Source organism: Streptomyces sp. NPDC006393 (assembly GCF_040628575.1).
Taxonomy (GTDB): Bacteria; Actinomycetota; Actinomycetes; order Streptomycetales; family Streptomycetaceae; genus Streptomyces.
Window position 1 is genome coordinate 32,870 of sequence record NZ_JBEXZD010000055.1, and the last position, 17,122, is coordinate 49,991.

Sequence of the window (17,122 nt, forward strand, 5' to 3'; positions counted from 1 at the left end):
CTTCGTCGACCCCTCGGAGGTCTTTGCATGTCCCCCACCTTGGAGCCGGCCTCGTCCGGCCCGGAACAGCACGACGAGGAACGGCGGCTGCGCGAACTCGGCTACCGTCCGGTGCTGGCCCGGCGCATGGGCGGCTTCGGCAACTTCGCGATCAGCTTCTCGGTCATCTCGATCCTGTCCGGCTGCATGACCCTGTACGGCTTCGGTCTGGGCACCGGCGGCCCGGCGGTGATGCTGTGGGGCTGGGCGGGCGTCGGCCTGTTCGTGCTGTGCGTGGGCCTGGCGCTGGCCGAGGTCACCAGCGCCTATCCGACGTCGGGCGCGCTGTACTACATGGCGGACCGGCTCGGCGGCCGCCGCTGGGGCTGGTACACCGGCTGGCTGAACCTGCTCGGCCTGCTCGGCGCGATCGCCGGCATCGACTACGGTGCCGCCCTGTTCACCGGGGCCTTCGCCAACCTCCAGTGGGGCTTCCATCCGACGCCGGGCAGAACCATGCTGATCTTCGTCGCGATCCTGCTGCTGCACGCCGTGCTGAACCTGTTCGGCGTCCGCCTGGTCAGCGTGCTCAACTCGGTCTCCGTGTGGTGGCACCTGGCCGGGGTGGGGCTGATCGTCGGCGCGCTGGCCGTGGTCCCCGACCACCACCGCTCGCCCTCCTTCGTGTTCACCACGTTCGTCAACGACACCGGCTGGTCCAACCCCCTGTACGTGGCCGCGATCGGGCTGCTGCTCGCCCAGTACACGTTCTCCGGCTACGACGCCTCCGCCCACCTGTCGGAGGAGACCTCGAACGCGTCGGTGTCGGCGGCGCGTGGCATCGTGCGCTCCATCTGGGTGTCGTGGCTGGCCGGTTTCGTGCTGCTGGCCGGGCTGACCTTCGCCATCCAGGACTACGACGCCACCCGCGACAGCGCGACCGGGGTGCCGCCCGCGCAGATCCTGCTGGACGGCCTCGGCACGGACGGCGCGAGCGCCCTGCTGCTCGTCGTCATCATCGCGCAGTTGTTCTGCGGCAACGCCGAGGTGGCAGCCGCCAGCCGCATGGTGTTCGCGTTCAGCCGGGACCGGGCCCTGCCCGGCTCGACGCTCTGGCGCCGGGTCAGCAGCCGCACCCAGACGCCGGTCGCGGCGGTGTGGCTGTCGGTGGCGGTCGCCTGCCTGCTGGCGCTGCCCTCGCTGTACTCGGCGACGGCGTACGGCGCGGTCACCGCGATCAACGTCATCGGCATCACCCCCGCGTACGCCATTCCCGTGCTGCTGCGGCTGCGCGCCGGTGACCGGTTCCGGCCGGGGCCGTGGCACCTGGGCCGGTGGAGCAGGCCGGTCGGCTGGGTGGCGGTGGTGTGGGTGGCGCTGGTCACCGTGCTGTTCTGCCTGCCCCAGTCGTCGCCGGTGACGGTCGACACGATGAACTACGCCTCCGTGGCGCTCGCCGTCGTCCTGGTCCTGGCCAGTGTGTGGTGGTACGTCGCCCGCCGCTCGTACGGGACGCCCACCGCCGCCGCGTACGGCACCGAGCGCGACCAGGCGGAGCTGGCGGAGGGCATCATCTGAGGGGCCGCCGGCGTACGAACTGCCGTGCGAGATACGGCAGGATGGGCGAGCGCGCCGGAGGCCGTCCCTCCGCCGGGGCCGCCGGGCCGGCGCGTTCGCACATTCCGTGATCGAGCAGGTGAGAACGTGACGCAACTTCACATCCGGCCGCCGGCGGCCTCGTGCGCCGCAGTACGTCTCCTCGGAGGTGACCGATGATGAACCGCGCCGTGACCCTGGACGACCTCATCCTCGCCGGCATCGCCGTGGCCGCGGGCCTGGCGGCCGCGTTCCTGTCGCGCACGCTGCTGCGCTGGCTGGCCAAGCACGCCAAGCGGACCCGCTGGAGCGGTGACGACGTCATCGTGGACGCGCTGCGCACGGTGGTGCCGTGGTCGGCGATCGCGGGCGGTGCGGCGTCCGCGGCGGCGGTGCTGCCGCTGACCCGCACGGTGCAGCACCATGTGAACCAGATCCTCACCGTGCTGCTGATCTTCGTGGTCACCCTCTCGGCGGCCCGGGTGATCGCGGGACTGGTGCGGACGGTGACGCAGTCACGCTCCGGCGTGGCCGGATCGGCGACGATCTTCGTCAACATCACCCGGATCCTGGTGCTGGCGATCGGCTTCCTGGTGGTGCTCCAGACGCTGGGCATCTCCATCGCGCCGCTGCTCACCGCACTGGGCGTGGGCGGCCTCGCGGTCGCGCTCGCCCTTCAGGACACCCTCGCCAACCTGTTCGCCGGGGTGCACATCCTCGCCTCCAAGACCGTCCAGCCCGGGGACTACATCCGGCTGAGCACCGGCGAGGAGGGCTATGTGGAGGACATCAACTGGCGGCAGACCACGGTCCGCCAGCTCTCCAACAACCTGGTCGTCATCCCCAACGGGCAGCTCGCGAAGACGAACATGACCAACTACACCCGGCCCGAGCAGCAGCTGACGGTCCTGGTGCAGGTGGGGGTCGGCTACGACAGCGACCTGGAGCACGTGGAGAAGGTGACCTCGGAGGTGGTCGCCGAGGTGATGACCGAGATCACCGGCGCCGTCCCCGAGCACGAGCCCGCCGTCCGCTTCCACACCTTCGGCGACTCCCGGATCGGCTTCACGGTCATCCTGGGCGTGGGCGAGTTCAGCGACCAGTACCGGATCAAGCACGAGTTCATCAAGCGGCTGCACAGGCGCTACCGCCAGGAGGGCATCACCATCCCGGCCCCCACCCGCACGGTGGCCTTCCAGCAGGGCCCGGCGGTGATCCCGCAGCAGCGAAGCGGCGACGAGGCGGGCACGGGCACCGCGGCCTTCGGCTAGGGCCCCGGTCGGCTCCCGGGGGGCCGCCCCGGGCCGGAGCGCCCGGGGCGGACCTATGCTCGAAGACGGCATGACGACCTCCGACCCTTCCCCCACACCACCGGCCGATCCGCACCCCACACCGGCCGATCCCGTCCCCTCCCCGGACGGTCCCGTCCCCTCCCCGGCCGGTCCCTTCCCCACACCTGCCGACCCGGCCGACCCGGCCGCCCGGTCGCTCGACCAGCGGCTGGACGCGATCGCGCGGCATCCGTTCCGCGCGAAGTTCCATCTGCGCGGGCGGGACCGGGTCACCGCGGAGCTGCGGGGTCCCGCCACGCTGCGGTGGCACGCGCGGGACCTGGTCGCCCGCCGGCTGGCGCCGGCCGCGCCGTACAAGGACGGCAAGCAGACGCCGTACCGGGGCCACCCCGTCTTCGTCGCCCAGCACGCGACCGCGACCTGCTGCCGCGGCTGCCTGCGCAAATGGCACGGGATCCCCCAGGGACGGCAGCTGAGCCGTGCCGAGCTCGCCTACGTGGTGGACGTGATCTGCCGCTGGATCGAGCGCGAGGTGGCCGGCGGCTGAGCCGGCGCGGCCGGAGACCGGGCCGCCCCGCCGGCGGGGCCCGGTCCGGGCCCCTGTCGAGCCGGGGGCGATCACGAGATATCTTGATGTCGAGCAATGTTGCAGACGTGGAGCGGAGCACCCGGTGACTGACTCGACCATCATCTACACACACACTGACGAGGCCCCGGCCCTGGCGACGTATTCCTTCCTGCCGGTGGTCCAGGCCTACGCCGGGCAGGCCGGTGTGGCTGTGGAGACCCGTGACATCTCGCTGGCCGGGCGCATCATCGCGGTGTTCCCGGAGTACCTGACCGAGGACCAGCGGATCCCCGACGCGCTGTCCGAGCTGGGCGAGCTGGCCAAGACGCCCGAGGCCAACATCATCAAGCTGCCGAACATCTCGGCCTCCATCCCGCAGCTGAGGGCCGCCGTCGCCGAGCTGCAGGCCCGGGGCTACGCGCTGCCCGACTACCCGGACGACCCCAAGACCGACGAGGAGCGCGAGATCCGCGCCCGCTACGACAAGGTCAAGGGCTCCGCGGTGAACCCGGTCCTGCGCGAGGGCAACTCCGACCGCCGCGCCCCCGCCTCGGTGAAGAACTACGCCAAGACCCACCCGCACCGCATGGGCGCCTGGACCGCCGAGTCCAGGACCAATGTGGCGACCATGGGGGCCGACGACTTCCGCTCCACCGAGAAGTCCGCCGTCATCGCCGAGGACGGCGCCCTGCGCATCGAGCTGATCGGCGACGACGGCTCCACCACGGTGCTGCGCGAGTCGGTCCCGGTCAAGGCCGGAGAGGTCGTCGACGCCTCCGTGATGCGCGTCGCCGCGCTGCGCGAGTTCCTCACCGCGCAGGTCGCCCGCGCCCAGCGGGAGGGCGTGCTGTTCTCCGTGCACCTGAAGGCCACGATGATGAAGGTCTCCGACCCGATCATCTTCGGTCACGTGGTGCGCGCCTTCTTCCCGAAGACGTTCGCGAAGTACGCCGAGACCTTCGCCTCTGCGGGCCTGACCCCGAACGACGGTCTGGGCGGCATCTTCAAGGGCCTCGAGAGCCTGCCGAACGGCGACGAGATCAAGGCCTCCTTCGACGCCGAGCTCGCCGAGGGCCCGGCACTCGCGATGGTCGACTCCGACAAGGGCATCACCAACCTGCACGTCCCCTCCGACGTGATCGTCGACGCCTCCATGCCGGCCATGATCCGCACCTCCGGCCACATGTGGGGCCCGGACGGACAGGAGGCCGACACCCTCGCGGTCCTGCCCGACTCCAGCTACGCGGGCGTCTACCAGGCCGTCATCGAGGACTGCCGCGCCCACGGCGCCTACGACCCCTCGACGATGGGCTCCGTGCCGAACGTCGGCCTGATGGCGCAGAAGGCCGAGGAGTACGGCAGCCACGACAAGACGTTCGAGATCCCGGTCACGGGCACCGTCCGCCTGGTCGACCAGGCCGGCGACGCCGTCCTGGAGCAGACGGTCTCCGCCGGTGACATCTTCCGCGCCTGCCAGACCAAGGACGCCCCGATCAAGGACTGGGTGAAGCTGGCCGTCACCCGCGCCCGCGCCACCGGCGACCCGGCCGTCTTCTGGCTGGACGAGACCCGCGCCCACGACGCCAACCTGATCGCCAAGGTCAAGGAGTACCTGCCGGAGCACGACACCGAGGGCCTGGACATCCAGATCCTGTCGCCCGTCGAGGCGACCAAGCTGTCCGTGGAGCGCATCCGCCGCGGCGAGAACACCATCTCGGTCACCGGCAACGTGCTGCGCGACTACCTGACCGACCTGTTCCCGATCCTGGAGCTGGGCACCAGCGCCAAGATGCTGTCGGTCGTCCCGCTGATGGCGGGCGGCGGCCTGTTCGAGACGGGCGCCGGCGGCTCCGCGCCGAAGCACGTCCAGCAGCTGGTCAAGGAGAACTACCTGCGCTGGGACTCCCTCGGCGAGTTCTTCGCCCTGGTGCCGTCGCTGGAGCAGTACGCCGAGGCCACGGGCAACGGCCGCGCCAAGGTGCTCGCCGACGCCCTCGACCGTGCCACGGCGACCTTCCTCAACGAGGACAAGTCCCCGACCCGTCGCGTCGGCGGCATCGACAACCGCGGCAGCCACTTCTACCTGTCCCTGTACTGGGCGCAGGAGCTGGCCCGGCAGACCGAGGACGCCGACCTGGCCAAGGCCTTCGCCCCGCTCGCCGAGACGCTCGCCGCCAACGAGCAGAAGATCGTCGAGGAGCTGATCGCCGTCCAGGGCAAGCCGGCCGACATCGGCGGCTACTACCAGCCCGACCCGGCCAAGGCCGCCGCCGTCATGCGCCCGTCGGCCACCTGGAACGAGGCCCTGGCGTCCCTGAGCTGACGCCTCGGTCCCCTCGGGACCACCGGCGCCCACAGGACCACTGAGTCCCACGGGTCCGCCGAGTCCCGCGGGCGCCCATGACTCCGCCCCGGCCGCGCACCGCCCGGCCGGGGCGGAGCCGTTCCCCGTCGTTCACCACTCCCGGGGCGCGATCAGTTCCTCCACGTCCGCGTCGGGAAAGCCGTAGGCCCCGGCCACGAAGGCGAAGTCCTCGGCCATCGCCTCGCGGGCCACGGTCTCGATCTCGCTGCCGGCCTCCTCGAAGGCGGCTTCGAGGTCGTTGAACTCCTCGGTCGCCGCGTGGGTCAGGGCGTACAGCGCGGGCAGGTCCGCCGGCCGCTCGGCCTCGATCCGGGCGCACAGCCGCAGCAGGATGTCCCTGCCCCGGTCGACCACCTGGTCGGGGTAGTAGCCGTCCTGGTACAGCTCCCGTAGAAACGGGTGCCCGGCGGCCCGCGCGTTGTCCAGCCTCATGGAGATCCCCGGCCCTTTCGATGTCGGTCCGATGTGGCACCTTGATCATGCACCGTGCCACCGACAACGTCCCTGGAGCCGCCGTATGACCCCCGCCGAGCCCGCCTTCGCGCTGCTGCCCGGCGCCGCCGGATCGCCCGTGATCCTGCATGTGCCGCACTCCGCGCGGGAGATACCGGGCGAGGTGCGCGACGGCATCGTCCTCGACGACCTCGCGCTCGCGCGGGAGCTGGACCACATCACCGACGCGCACACCGCCGAGATCGCCGAAGAGGCGGCCCGGCTGGCCGGCCTCACGCCCTGGCGGTTCGTCAACCGGCTCTCCCGGCTGGTCGTCGACCCGGAGAGGTTCCCGGACGAGCGGGAGGAGATGACGGCGGTCGGCATGGGCGCGGTGTACACGCACACCACGCACCGCGAGGTGCTGCGGCCCGCGGACACCGACCCGGAGCCGCTGCTCGCCCGCTGGTTCCGCCCCTACGCCCGGGCCATGAGCGAGGCCGTCGCCGACCGGCTCGCGGCCACCGGCCGGGCCCTGATCGTCGACATCCACTCCTACCCGGCCACCGCGCTGCCCTACGAGCTGCACGGCGAGGGCCCCCGGCCGCCGGTGTGCCTGGGCACCGACGCCTTCCACACGCCCGCGGAGCTGGTCAAACGGGCCCGCGAGGTCTTCGGGGACCTCGGTGAGACGGGCCTGAACAGCCCGTTCGCCGGCACCTACGTGCCGCTCGAGTTCTACGGCCGTGACGCACGGGTCGGTGCCCTGATGGTCGAGATCCGCCGGGACACGTACATGACCGAGCCGGGCGGCCCCGCCGGCCCCGGTCTCGGCCGCCTCGCCGAGGCACTGGCCGCCCTCGTCGACGGCGTGGACGGCTGACCTCCGGCCCGACCTCCGGCTGGAGCACTCCGGCGCGACAACCGCCCGGGGCGCGGCGAGGGTTGACGTATGACGCAGGAGATCACCACGCCCCCGCCCGCCGGGCTGACGCCGTCCTCGCCGTCGGGGGTGACGCCGTCGCCCGTGGAGCGGCCGGCTCCGCCCCCCGCCGAGCGGCCGGCGCCTCCTCCGGTACGGGAGTGGCCCGCGCTCGACCTGGAGGGCACACAGTTCGATCCCGTGCTCGCCGAGCTGATGCGCGAGGGCCCGGTCACCCGTGTCCGGCTGCCCCACGGCGAGGGCTGGGCGTGGCTGGCCACCCGCTACGACGACGTCAGGCTGGTCACGAACGATCCGCGGTTCAGCCGCACGGAGGTCACCCGGCGCCAGGTCACCCGGCTGGCCCCGCACTTCAAGCCGCGCCCCGGCTCGCTGGCCTGGGCCGACCAGCCCGACCACAACCGGCTGCGCAAGCCGGTGGCCGGGGCCTTCACGGTCGGCGCGATGAAGCGGCTGCGGCCCCGGGCGCAGCAGCTGCTGGACGAGCTGGTGGACGCGATGCTGCGGGACGGGCCGCCGGCGGACCTGGTCGAGCGGGTGCTGGAGCCGTTCCCGATCGCGGTGGTCGCCGAGGTGATGGGGGTGCCGGTCGCCGAGCGGGAGCGGGTGCACACCTGGACCCGGCAGATCATCTCCACGTCCGGCGGCGCCGAGGCCGCCGACCGGGCCAAGGAGGGCATGTACGGGTGGATCGCCGCCACGATCCGCGCGCGCCGGGACAGCACCGCCCAGGACGTGCTGTCGCTGCTCGGTGCGGCGGTCGGCCGGGGCGAGATCTCCGAGGAGGAGGCGGTGGGCCTGGCCGGGCCGCTTCAGATCGGCGGGGAGGCCGTCACCCACAACTGCGGCCAGATGCTGTACCTGATGCTGACCCGGCCGGAGCTGATGGCGCGGATGCGGCAGCGGCCCGGGGCGCGCGGCCCGGTCCTGGACGAGCTGCTGCGCTACATCCCGCACCGCAGCAGCGTGGGCCTGGCCCGCATCGCGCTGGAGGACGTCGACGTCCACGGGGTGCGCATCGCCGCCGGCGAGCCCGTCTACGTCTCCTACCTGGCCGCCAACCGGGACCCGGACGTCTTCCCGGACCCGGACGTGATCGACCCCGACCGCGACCCCAACCCCCATCTGGCGTTCGGCAACGGACCGCACTACTGCACGGGCGCGGTCCTCGCCCGGCTCCAGACCGAGCTGCTGGTGGACACGCTGCTGGACCGGCTGCCGGGTCTGCGGCTCGCGGTTCCGCCGGGCCAGGTCGCCTGGCGCCGCCGGACGATGATCCGCGGTCCGCAGACCCTGCCGGTCACCTGGTGAGGTCCCCAGGGGCGCGGGTGGTCACGCTCGCAGCCACTCCGTGACCACCACGTGCCCGCCCGTGCGCAGCCGCAGCGCGAACGGGCCGGTGGGCGGGGCGTCGGCGGTGAAGCGGCCCAGGTCGTCGGCCGTGAGCCGGGCTCCCGCCCCGGGGCCGCTCAGTACCTCGATCCGGGCGGGCTGCGGCGGCATCACCTGTCCCATCAGGCCGTCCCCGGAGACCTCCACGTCCACGGTCAGCTCCCCGGCCTGGAAGGTCAGCATCCGCGGCACGTCCGTGGCGCCCCTGACCGGCAGCGCGTGGAGCAGCGAGTCGAAGGTCAGCTCGGCGATGCGGGCGTCCAGGTCGTGCAGCGCGTAGGCGTCGACGGCCAGTTGGCGCAAGGCCTCCGGCACCGGGTCCAGGACGGCGGCGGCCTGCCGCAGCTCCTCCTCCAGCACCGCCTCCTCGAACCCGCCGGCGCCGTCGCCGCGGTCCCTCATGAAGGTGTGGTCGTCGTCGTTCACGAGGTCCCCCGTGCGTCGAGTCGTGCGCGCAGGCGCCGCAGACAGCGCTGGCGCAGTGGTCCGATGCTGCCCACGGCGACGCCCAGTGAGGCGGACACCTCCTGGTAGCTGGGCGGCGGGGAGGCCATCAGCACCCGCAGCAACTGGCGGCAGCGGTCGCCGAGCCGCTCGAACTCCTGCCACAGCCGGCGGATCCGCTCGCTCTGCGCGGCGGCCTCCTCGGAGTCGAGCAGCGACTGCTCCGGCGAGCCGTCCTCGCTGACCCGGTCCAGCAGCTGCGGATCGTCGGTCACCGTCAGGCGGCTCAGGCTCCGCAGCGTCTTCAGGCACTCGTGGCGCGCGGTGCTCGCCAGCCAGGAGCCCGCCTTGTCCGGTTCCCTGATCCGCCCCAGGTGCTGGGCGAAGCGGAACCAGACGGTCTGGTACACCTCGTGCCCGTCGGCGTCGGAGAGCCGGTGCGCGCGCACCACCGACCACACCAGTGGGCTGAGCCCCTCCACCAGCGCCTTCCAGGCCGACGCGTCCCCGTCGACGGCGGACTGGACGAGCGCGCCGACATCTGCACGATCCACCGACTCACCCCTCGTGTACGGCATGTCATCGTACGCCGTGGAGGGGAGGGTTCCGGTACTCATGCCGGCAGAGCGGGCCGGACGGGCACCGGGCGCCAGGTGGGCGGGCGCAGCGCGGGGACGTGCGCCCCGCGCACTTCCGCGTACTCGGTGTTGGCGGACAGCAGCTGCCGGCAGGCGGCGCGCGGGTCGCGCTCCTTGTGCGCGCTCATGTGGGCGGCGACCAGGCCCGCGGCCACCGGCGTGGCGAAGGAGGTGCCGCTCCAGTGCGCGTACCCCTCGAACATCACCTGGTCCGCCTTGCCCCCGGTGCCCTCCCGCGTCTCGCTCAGCAGGCCGGTGTGGCGCGGGTACTGGCAGGTGCAGGCGTACTGGAAGCCGAACCGGCAGGCGTCGTACGTGGAGTGCTGGTAGACGTACGGCACGGGGGTCGCGAAGCCGGTGAGCGCGCTGGTGAGCCGCTCGCCGGGGGCGTACGCCCGCACCCAGGCGCCGTGGTTGCTGAAGCAGGCGCCGAACTCTCCGTCGCCGCGCAGGGCGCCGACGGACAGGACGCAGTCGGCCCAGTCGTCGGACAGGCCGGCGTAGGCGGCGGGCCAGAACGGGGTGGCGCTGGAGTTGTTGCCGGCGGCGGCGACGAGCAGGGTGCCGCGGGCGCGCAGTTCCCGCATGAAGGCGTCGACGCCGAGCAGGCCGTCGACGCGTCCGTTGGAGCTGCCGGCGGAGAGGCTGATGATGTCCGGCCAGCCGTGCTGGTCCACCGCCTCGAACAGCTTGTGCCCGAAGTCGGACTCCAGGATGGCGCCGGCGTCGTTGAGGGTGTTGCGGACGGTGATGTCGGTGTTGGGCGCGACGGCCGCGACCAGTCCGGCGATGAACGTGCCATGGCCGACGTACTGCTGGAGGACTCCGTCGCCGTCCGTCTCCCGGACCTGGCCGTCGCCCGTGACGTGGGCGAGCAGCGGGTCCGCCCGGTAGTCGTGGGTGAGGCCGGTGTCGATGACCAGGACGCCGACGGCGGTGTCCGGGTCGTGGGCGCCCTCGGCGGGCTGGGGGTTGGTGCCCTGGCCGAACGGGGCGGGCACGGGCTCGTCGCCCGGGCAGGCGTTGACCGCGATGGACACCACGTGGTTGCGGCTGACCAGGCGGCGGCCGGTCCGGCCCTCGGGTTCGCGCAGCGCGCGCAGGGCGTGCGCGACGGCGACGTCGCCGCCGGGGTCGCCGGCCGAGGGGTCGCCGACCTGGATCCGGGTGACGCCCGTGCGGTTGGTCTCGGGGCTCGCCCGGCGCACCTGGTCGGCGCTGAGGCCGGGCGCCGCGGTGAAGTGCGTGCGGACGGTGTCCTCGACCAGCCGGGCCTCCTCGCCGTCGCGGGCGAGGACGACCCCCTTCTCGTAGAGGAACTCGGCCGAGTCGTCCGGGCCCATCGCCAGGGGGACGTCGGGCATCGAGCGCTGGATCTGGTCGAACTGCTCGTGGAATCGCTGTGGTGCCATGGCGTGGGTGTCCTCCCCTTGGGACGATGGTCGTCAGTCAGAGCCTCCGGACCCTCGATTGATACAGCGTCGAACACCGGGCAGGCGGTTCCGCGAACACCGGGGACGCGGTTCCGGCGTCACTTGGGTGCCACTACCATCCGGTGGGTGACAGCGGGAAGCGAGTCGGTGCCGGAACTGCTGCCGATGGTGTTCGCCGACCCGGCCGAGGCGCTGGCGCGGGCGCGGGCGCTGCTGGACTCCGGCCCGTCGCCGCTGCACGCCTCGGTGGCGCACCAGGTGATCGGTATCTGGCAGCGGGACTTCGGCGACATGCGCCCGGCCCTGCGGCATCTGCGGCGCGCCCGGGACCTGGCGGCGCGGGCGGGCTCGGCCGAGCGGGAGGCCGACGTGCTGGCCACGCTCGGGGTCGCGCTGGTGCACGCGGGCCGCACCCGGGACGGGCTCGCGGCGTTCGAGGAGGGTGTGGCGCGCGGGACGGGGCACACCCGGGCACGGGTGCTGTACCGGCGGGCGTACGTGTGGTGGGTGCTGGGCCGGCACCGTCAGGCGCTGGAGGACGTGCGCCGGGCCGTTCCCGTGCTGCGGCAGGCCGACGACGTGATCTGGACGGCGCGGGCGCTCACGCTGCGGGCCACCGTGCATCTGGCGCTGGGCGCGGTGGAGCGGGCGGACGCCGACTTCACGGCGGCGGAGGCGCTGTGGGACACCACCGGCCAGGAGCACGACAAGGCCGACGCCGTGGAGAGCCGGGGCCTCGCGGCGTTCCGGCGGGGCGACATCCCGGCGGCGCTGCGGCTGCTGGACGAGGCGGAGGAGCGCTACGCCAAGCTCGGCACGCCCACCTTCATGCTGAACATCCGGCGCTGCGAGGTGCTGATGGCGGCGGGGCTGGCGCCGGAGGCGCTGGCCGAGGCGGACACGGCGATCGCCGAACTCGACCGGCTGGGCGGCCAGTCGACCCGCAAGGCCGAGCTGCTGCTGGCGGCGGCGCGCGCGGCGCGGCTGGCGGACGATCCGCGCACGGCGATCGCGCGGGCGACGAAGGCCGTGCGGCTGTTCGCCGGTCAGCGGCGCGCCTGGTGGGAGACGCATGCCCGGCTGGTGCTGATCGAGGCGCGGGTGGCCGTCGGGCGCCGCTCCGGCCGGCTGGTCGCGGACGCCGCGGCGGTGGCCGAGCGGCTGGCCGCCTTCGGCTCCCCGGCCGCGCCGGAGGCGTCGTTGCTGGCGGGCCGGATCGCGCTGGCCCTGGGCCGGCCCGCCGAAGCGGAGCACCATCTGGCCGCCGCCGCGCGCAGCCGGCACGGCGGGCCGCCGCTGGCGCGGATGACGGGTTGGGCCGCGCAGGCGCTGCGGGCGCGGGCGGCCGGCTCGGGCCGGGGTGTGCTGGAGGCCTGCCGGCGCGGCCTGGACGTGCTGGACGACCACCGGATGACGCTCGGTGCGTCCGAGTTGCGGGCGCGGGCCACCGCGCAGGGCGGTGAACTGGCCGCGCTGGCCCAGGAGTCGGCCCTCGCTACGGGTGAGCCCAGGCGGCTGCTGGTGTGGAGCGAGCGCTGGCGGGCCACGGTGCTGTCCGCGCCGCCGACCCGGCCGCCCGCCGATCCGGCGCTGCTCAGCGGCCTGACCGCGTTCCGGGAGATCGCCGCCCGGGCGCAGGAGGCCCGCCAGGACGGCCATCCGGTTCCGGCGCTGGAGCGGGAACAGCGGCGCCTGGAACGGGAGATCCGCTCCCGCACCCTCCATCTGCGCGGCGCGGCACCGGGTGGCGGCGACCGGTTCGAGCCGGGCCGGCTCCTGGCACGGCTCGGGGACGCGCGGCTGGTCGAACTGGCCGTGCTGGACGGCCGGGTGCATGTGCTGCTGTGCGGACAGGGGCGGGTACGGCGCTTCGAGGCCGGTCGGCTCGCAGAGGCGGTGGTCGAGGCGGAGCATGTGCAGGCGGGGCTGCGGCGGCTGGCCCATCCGGGGGCGGCGGCCCGGCTGCCGCTGGTGGAGGCGGCCGGGCGGCGCCTTCAGGAGCTGCTGCTCGGTCCGGCCGCCCGGCACCTGGGCACGGGAGCCGTCGTGGTGGTGCCGCCGGGCTCGCTGCACCGGGTGCCGTGGGCGCTGCTGCCGGCGCTGCGGGAGCGGGTGCTGAGCGTGTCGCCGTCGGCGAGCAGCTGGCTGCGCGCCCGCGAGACGCAGCCGCCGCCCGACTCCCGGCAGGTGCTGGTGCGCGGCCCCGGTCTGGCGACCGGCGGCGCGGAGGTGCCCGAACTGGCGGGCCGCTACGGGTCGCCGACCGTGCTGGGGGGCGACGACGCCCATGTGTCGCGGGTGCTGCGGGAGCTGGACGGGGCCGCGCTCGCGCACATCGCCGCGCACGGCACCTTCCGCGCCGACAGCCCGCTGTTCTCGTCGCTGACGATGGCCGACGGCCCGCTGATCGTGCACGACTTCGAGCGTCTGGACCGCAGCCCGTACCGGATCATCCTGTCCTGCTGCGACACCGCCCGGTTCGCCTCCGTCGGCGCCGACGAGCTCCTCGGTCTCGTCACCGCGCTGCTGCCGCTCGGCACGGCCGGAGTGGTGGCGTGCAGCGCGCCCGTCAACGACGAGGCGGTGGTGCCGTTGATGCTCGCCCTGCACAAGGGGCTGGGCGCCGGCCTGTCCCTGGCCGAGGCCCTGCGCGACGCGCGGGCCGCGCTGCCGGGCGATGCGACGCACCAGGCCACGGGATGGGCGTTCTCGGCGTTCGGCGCGGCCTGACGGCCCCGGGGAAGGCGTACGGCTCAGGCGGCCGAGGAGTCGAGGAAGCCGCCCGACTGGTGGTGCCACAGCTTGGCGTAGGCGCCGCCCGAGGCGAGCAGCTCCTGGTGCGTGCCCTGTTCGACGATCTCGCCGCGGTCGAGGACGACGAGCCGGTCCATGCCCGCGACCGTGCTCAGCCGGTGCGCCACCACGAGCGCCGTACGCCCCTCCATCAGCCGCCACAGCGCCTCCTGGACGAGGATCTCGCTCTCGGAGTCCAGCGCGCTGGTGGCCTCGTCGAGCAGCAGGATCGGAGCGTCGCGCAGGATCGCCCGGGCCAGGGCGACCCGCTGGCGCTGCCCGCCGGACAGCTTCACCCCGCGCTCGCCCACCATGGTGGCGAAGCCGTCCGGCAGCGCGTCGGCGAACTCCGTGACGTGGGCCGCCTCGGCCGCGCGGCGGATCTCGGCGTCGGTGGCCTCCGGCCGGGCGAACGCGATGTTGTCGCGCAGCGTGCGGTGGAACATCGCCGGGTCCTGCGGCACATAGGCGATCAGGCCGCGCAGATCGGCCTGGCGCAGCCGGCTGATGTCCTGACCGCCGATCAGGATCCGGCCCGAGTGGATGTCCGTCATCCGCAGCAGCAGCCGGGTGAGCGTGGTCTTGCCGCCGCCGGACCGGCCGACGAGTCCGACCTTCGCCCCGCTGGGCACGGTCAGGTCCAGCCCCTCGAAGAGCGGCTCGGCGGCGCTCCCGTGAGCGAAGGTCACCTTTTCGAAGCGCACGTCGGCGGCCACCGGGAGCAGCGGCTGCGGCGACTCCGGGTCCAGCACGGTCGGCGGCACCAGCAGCAGCTCGGTGAACTGCGCGGCCTCCGTCATCGAGCTTTCCAGCCGGCGGTAGATCTGGTTGAACTCGAACATGATCCGCGTGGCGTTGGTGTAGTACGTGAAGGCGACGACGACCGCCTCCACACTGTGCCCGCCCCCGCCGAACGCCACCGCGAGGAGCAGGCCCAGCGCGTTGGTCAGCACGGACATCGGCGCCACCAGCGAGTCGATGCGCAGGTTGCCGTAGTCCCAGGAGCGCAGCGACAGCCGCCGCGACTCCGCGACCCGGGCCCGGTGTTCGGCGGCCTCGCGCTCCTCCGCGGCGAACGCCCGTACCGTCTCCATGTTCATCAGGCTGTCTGCGACATGGCCCGAGACCCGCGCGATCGCCTCCTCGCGCTGGTCGACGAGCTTCTGACGGCGGCGGACGAGGGGCGCCACGCACAGCGCCGTCGCCGCGATCATCACCAGCAGCCCCACGACCAGCAGCGGCTGGTAGCGCCACAGCACCACCGACCCGAACACGAGCGGCACCAGGCTGCCCACGACCTGGAAGGTCAGCGTGTCCACGAACTCCTCGAACCGGGAAGCGAAGCTCAGTACCCGCTTGGTGAGCGACCCGGCGAAGTTGTCGTGGAAGAACGCGGCGTCCTTGGCGAACAGCTCGTCCATGCCGAACACGTACAGCTGCTCGATGCCGAGGGCGTCGAGGCGATTCAGGAAGTGCAGGCCGACGCGCCACAGCGCCTCGGCGCCCAGCATGACGCCGGCGAACCCGAGGACGTACGGCAGCGTCGTGCCGAGAGTCACCCGGCCGTCTCCGGCGATGCGCGCGACGAGCTTCGCCACGACCAGCGGCGCGATGTAGTTGAGGCCGATGTTGCCCACCGCCGGAAGCAGCATCGCGGGCACCGTCAGCCGCCGGAGCCGGGCCAACTCCCGTCCGTAGCAGCGAAGTGCGAGCAGCACCGCGCCCCTGCGGGGCGATGCCTCTCGTGAGTCGGACGACACGGTCCCCCCATCCCGTGGTCTCGTACGACGGCCGAAGCCGCCCCCGCGGTCCCCGGCCCTGCCACCGAGCGCGTACGGGCAGGCCGGGAAGGGAGTGTCCCGCGACGGCGGGTGCCCAGTCCAAGCGTTTTTTCCGGCCCCGGCACGACAAGAGGCCCAACCGTCACACGGGCTCGTGGCGCCACCCGCGGTACACGCCATCTCGAGAACCGAGATGCTCACGTCCATCATATGAACATCCTCTTGGGCCGGGCGCCACCTTCTGCCACGATCCCTATCAGCCAGGTAGGAAAACTAGGGAATCATGGGGTTCCCCCAGCACCGCGCCGTCGCGTACCTCCCTGATCGTCCATCCCCAGAGAGGACACCTCCGTGTCTGCCGCAAGACCGCTCACCGCCCTGCGCACCCTCGCCGTCGCAGCGGCGCTCCCCCTCCTGCTCACCGCATGCGGATACGGATCCGACTCCACGGACGACAGCGGACAGCCCGCGGCCGCGGCGGGCGCCGAGAAGCTCTCCGCCGACGAAGTGAAGATCGGCTACTTCCCCAACCTCACCCACGCCACCGCTCTGGTGGGCGTGCAGGAGGGCCTGTTCCAGAAGGAACTCGGCGGCACCACGATCAAACCCCTGACCTTCAACGCCGGCCCCTCCGAGATCGAGGCCCTGAACGCCGGGTCCATCGACATCGGCTGGATCGGCCCGTCCCCGGCGATCAACGGCTACACCAAGGCGGACGGCAAGAACCTGCGGATCATCGGCGGTTCGGCCTCCGGCGGCGTCAAGCTCGTCGTGAACCCGAAGAAGATCAAGTCCCTGAAGGACGTCAAGGGCAAGAAGATCGCCACCCCGCAGCTCGGCAACACGCAGGATGTGGCCTTCCTCAACTGGGCCGCCGACCAGGGCTGGAAGGTCGACCCGCAGAGCGGCAAGGGCGACGTCTCCGTCGTCCGCACCGACAACAAGGTCACTCCGGACGCCTACAGGTCCGGCTCCATCGACGGCGCCTGGGTGCCGGAGCCGACCGCGTCCAAGCTGGTCGCCGAGGGCGCCAAGGTGCTGCTGGACGAGTCGTCGCTGTGGCCCGGCAAGAAGTTCGTGATCACGAACATCATCGTGTCGCAGAAGTTCCTCAAGGCGCACCCCGACGTCGTCGAGGCCGTGCTGCGCGGGTCGCTGAAGACCAATCAGTGGATCAACGCCAACCCGGAGAAGGCGAAGGCCTCCGCCAACAAGGCGCTGGAGAAGCTGTCCGGCAAGGCGCTGCCCGCCGACGTCATCGACCCGGCGTGGAAGTCCATCACCTTCCTCGACGACCCGCTGGCCTCCACCCTCGACACCGAGGCGGAGCACGCCGTCAACGCCGGCCTGCTGGAGAAGCCCGACCTGAAGGGCATCTACGACCTCACCCTCCTGAACAAGGTCCTTCGGGCCGAGGGCGAGCCCACCGTCAGCGACGCCGGTCTCGGCGCCGAATAAGCCCGTAG

Annotated in this window: 13 protein-coding genes; 8 read left to right on the top strand and 5 right to left on the bottom strand. The window is 72.8% G+C overall.

Features of this window, described 5'->3' with window-relative positions; all coding sequences use genetic code 11:
• Nucleotides 1–27: 27 nt before the first annotated feature.
• From ABZ484_RS22425 to ABZ484_RS22440, 4 genes are all read left to right on the top strand, one after another.
• Complete coding sequence (locus tag ABZ484_RS22425) at nucleotides 28–1,557, top strand: amino acid permease (RefSeq protein WP_358867680.1); 1,530 nt, start codon at nucleotides 28–30, stop codon at nucleotides 1,555–1,557.
• 197 nt (nucleotides 1,558–1,754) lie between these two features.
• Complete coding sequence (locus ABZ484_RS22430; protein ID WP_358867681.1) at nucleotides 1,755–2,846, top strand: mechanosensitive ion channel family protein; 1,092 nt, start codon at nucleotides 1,755–1,757, stop codon at nucleotides 2,844–2,846.
• Between the two features lie 70 nt (nucleotides 2,847–2,916).
• The gene (locus ABZ484_RS22435; RefSeq protein ID WP_358867682.1) at nucleotides 2,917–3,414 is read left to right on the top strand and encodes a DUF4186 family protein; all 498 of its coding nucleotides are present in this window, start codon (nucleotides 2,917–2,919) and stop codon (nucleotides 3,412–3,414) included.
• A gap of 124 nt (nucleotides 3,415–3,538) precedes the next feature.
• Nucleotides 3,539–5,758, top strand: coding sequence for an NADP-dependent isocitrate dehydrogenase (locus ABZ484_RS22440; protein ID WP_358867683.1), 2,220 nt, complete (start codon nucleotides 3,539–3,541; stop codon nucleotides 5,756–5,758).
• Between the two features lie 132 nt (nucleotides 5,759–5,890).
• Here ABZ484_RS22440 and ABZ484_RS22445 read toward each other — a convergent pair whose 3' ends face one another.
• Nucleotides 5,891–6,232, bottom strand: a complete 342-nt coding sequence (locus tag ABZ484_RS22445) for a DUF5713 family protein (RefSeq protein WP_358867684.1) — start codon at nucleotides 6,230–6,232, stop codon at nucleotides 5,891–5,893.
• An 85-nt stretch (nucleotides 6,233–6,317) separates the two neighbouring features.
• On the opposite strand from ABZ484_RS22445, the gene ABZ484_RS22450 reads away from it, so the two are divergent.
• Nucleotides 6,318–7,115 (top strand): N-formylglutamate amidohydrolase, encoded by a 798-nt coding sequence (locus ABZ484_RS22450; RefSeq protein ID WP_358867685.1) that lies wholly within the window; start codon nucleotides 6,318–6,320, stop codon nucleotides 7,113–7,115.
• Between the two features lie 69 nt (nucleotides 7,116–7,184).
• Nucleotides 7,185–8,486 carry a cytochrome P450 gene (locus ABZ484_RS22455; RefSeq protein WP_358867686.1) on the top strand — a complete coding sequence of 434 codons (1,302 nt, stop codon included), beginning with the start codon at nucleotides 7,185–7,187 and terminating at the stop codon, nucleotides 8,484–8,486.
• Nucleotides 8,487–8,507: 21 nt separating this feature from the next.
• Here the strand turns inward: ABZ484_RS22455 and ABZ484_RS22460 are convergent, their stop codons facing one another.
• From ABZ484_RS22460 to ABZ484_RS22470, 3 genes are read right to left on the bottom strand one after another with little or no spacing between them, the layout of a single operon-like run.
• Nucleotides 8,508–8,969: a hypothetical protein gene (locus tag ABZ484_RS22460; protein ID WP_358867691.1), complete on the bottom strand. Its 462-nt coding sequence runs from the start codon at nucleotides 8,967–8,969 to the stop codon at nucleotides 8,508–8,510.
• Between the two features lie 20 nt (nucleotides 8,970–8,989).
• Nucleotides 8,990–9,628 carry a sigma-70 family RNA polymerase sigma factor gene (locus tag ABZ484_RS22465; RefSeq protein WP_358867687.1) on the bottom strand — a complete coding sequence of 213 codons (639 nt, stop codon included), beginning with the start codon at nucleotides 9,626–9,628 and terminating at the stop codon, nucleotides 8,990–8,992.
• The gene (locus tag ABZ484_RS22470; RefSeq protein WP_358867688.1) at nucleotides 9,625–11,061 is read right to left on the bottom strand and encodes a S8/S53 family peptidase; all 1,437 of its coding nucleotides are present in this window, start codon (nucleotides 11,059–11,061) and stop codon (nucleotides 9,625–9,627) included. The genes ABZ484_RS22465 and ABZ484_RS22470 overlap by 4 nt, the downstream gene beginning before the upstream one ends.
• 186 nt (nucleotides 11,062–11,247) lie before the next feature.
• Here ABZ484_RS22470 and ABZ484_RS22475 point away from each other — a divergent pair, with 186 nt between their 5' ends.
• Complete coding sequence (locus ABZ484_RS22475) at nucleotides 11,248–13,812, top strand: CHAT domain-containing protein (protein WP_358867692.1); 2,565 nt, start codon at nucleotides 11,248–11,250, stop codon at nucleotides 13,810–13,812.
• 23 nt (nucleotides 13,813–13,835) lie between these two features.
• On the opposite strand, the gene ABZ484_RS22480 is transcribed toward ABZ484_RS22475, so the two are convergent.
• Complete coding sequence (locus ABZ484_RS22480; RefSeq protein WP_358867689.1) at nucleotides 13,836–15,593, bottom strand: ABC transporter ATP-binding protein; 1,758 nt, start codon at nucleotides 15,591–15,593, stop codon at nucleotides 13,836–13,838.
• A gap of 414 nt (nucleotides 15,594–16,007) precedes the next feature.
• Here ABZ484_RS22480 and ABZ484_RS22485 point away from each other — a divergent pair, with 414 nt between their 5' ends.
• Complete coding sequence (locus tag ABZ484_RS22485; RefSeq protein WP_358867690.1) at nucleotides 16,008–17,114, top strand: aliphatic sulfonate ABC transporter substrate-binding protein; 1,107 nt, start codon at nucleotides 16,008–16,010, stop codon at nucleotides 17,112–17,114.
• Nucleotides 17,115–17,122 lie beyond the last annotated feature (8 nt).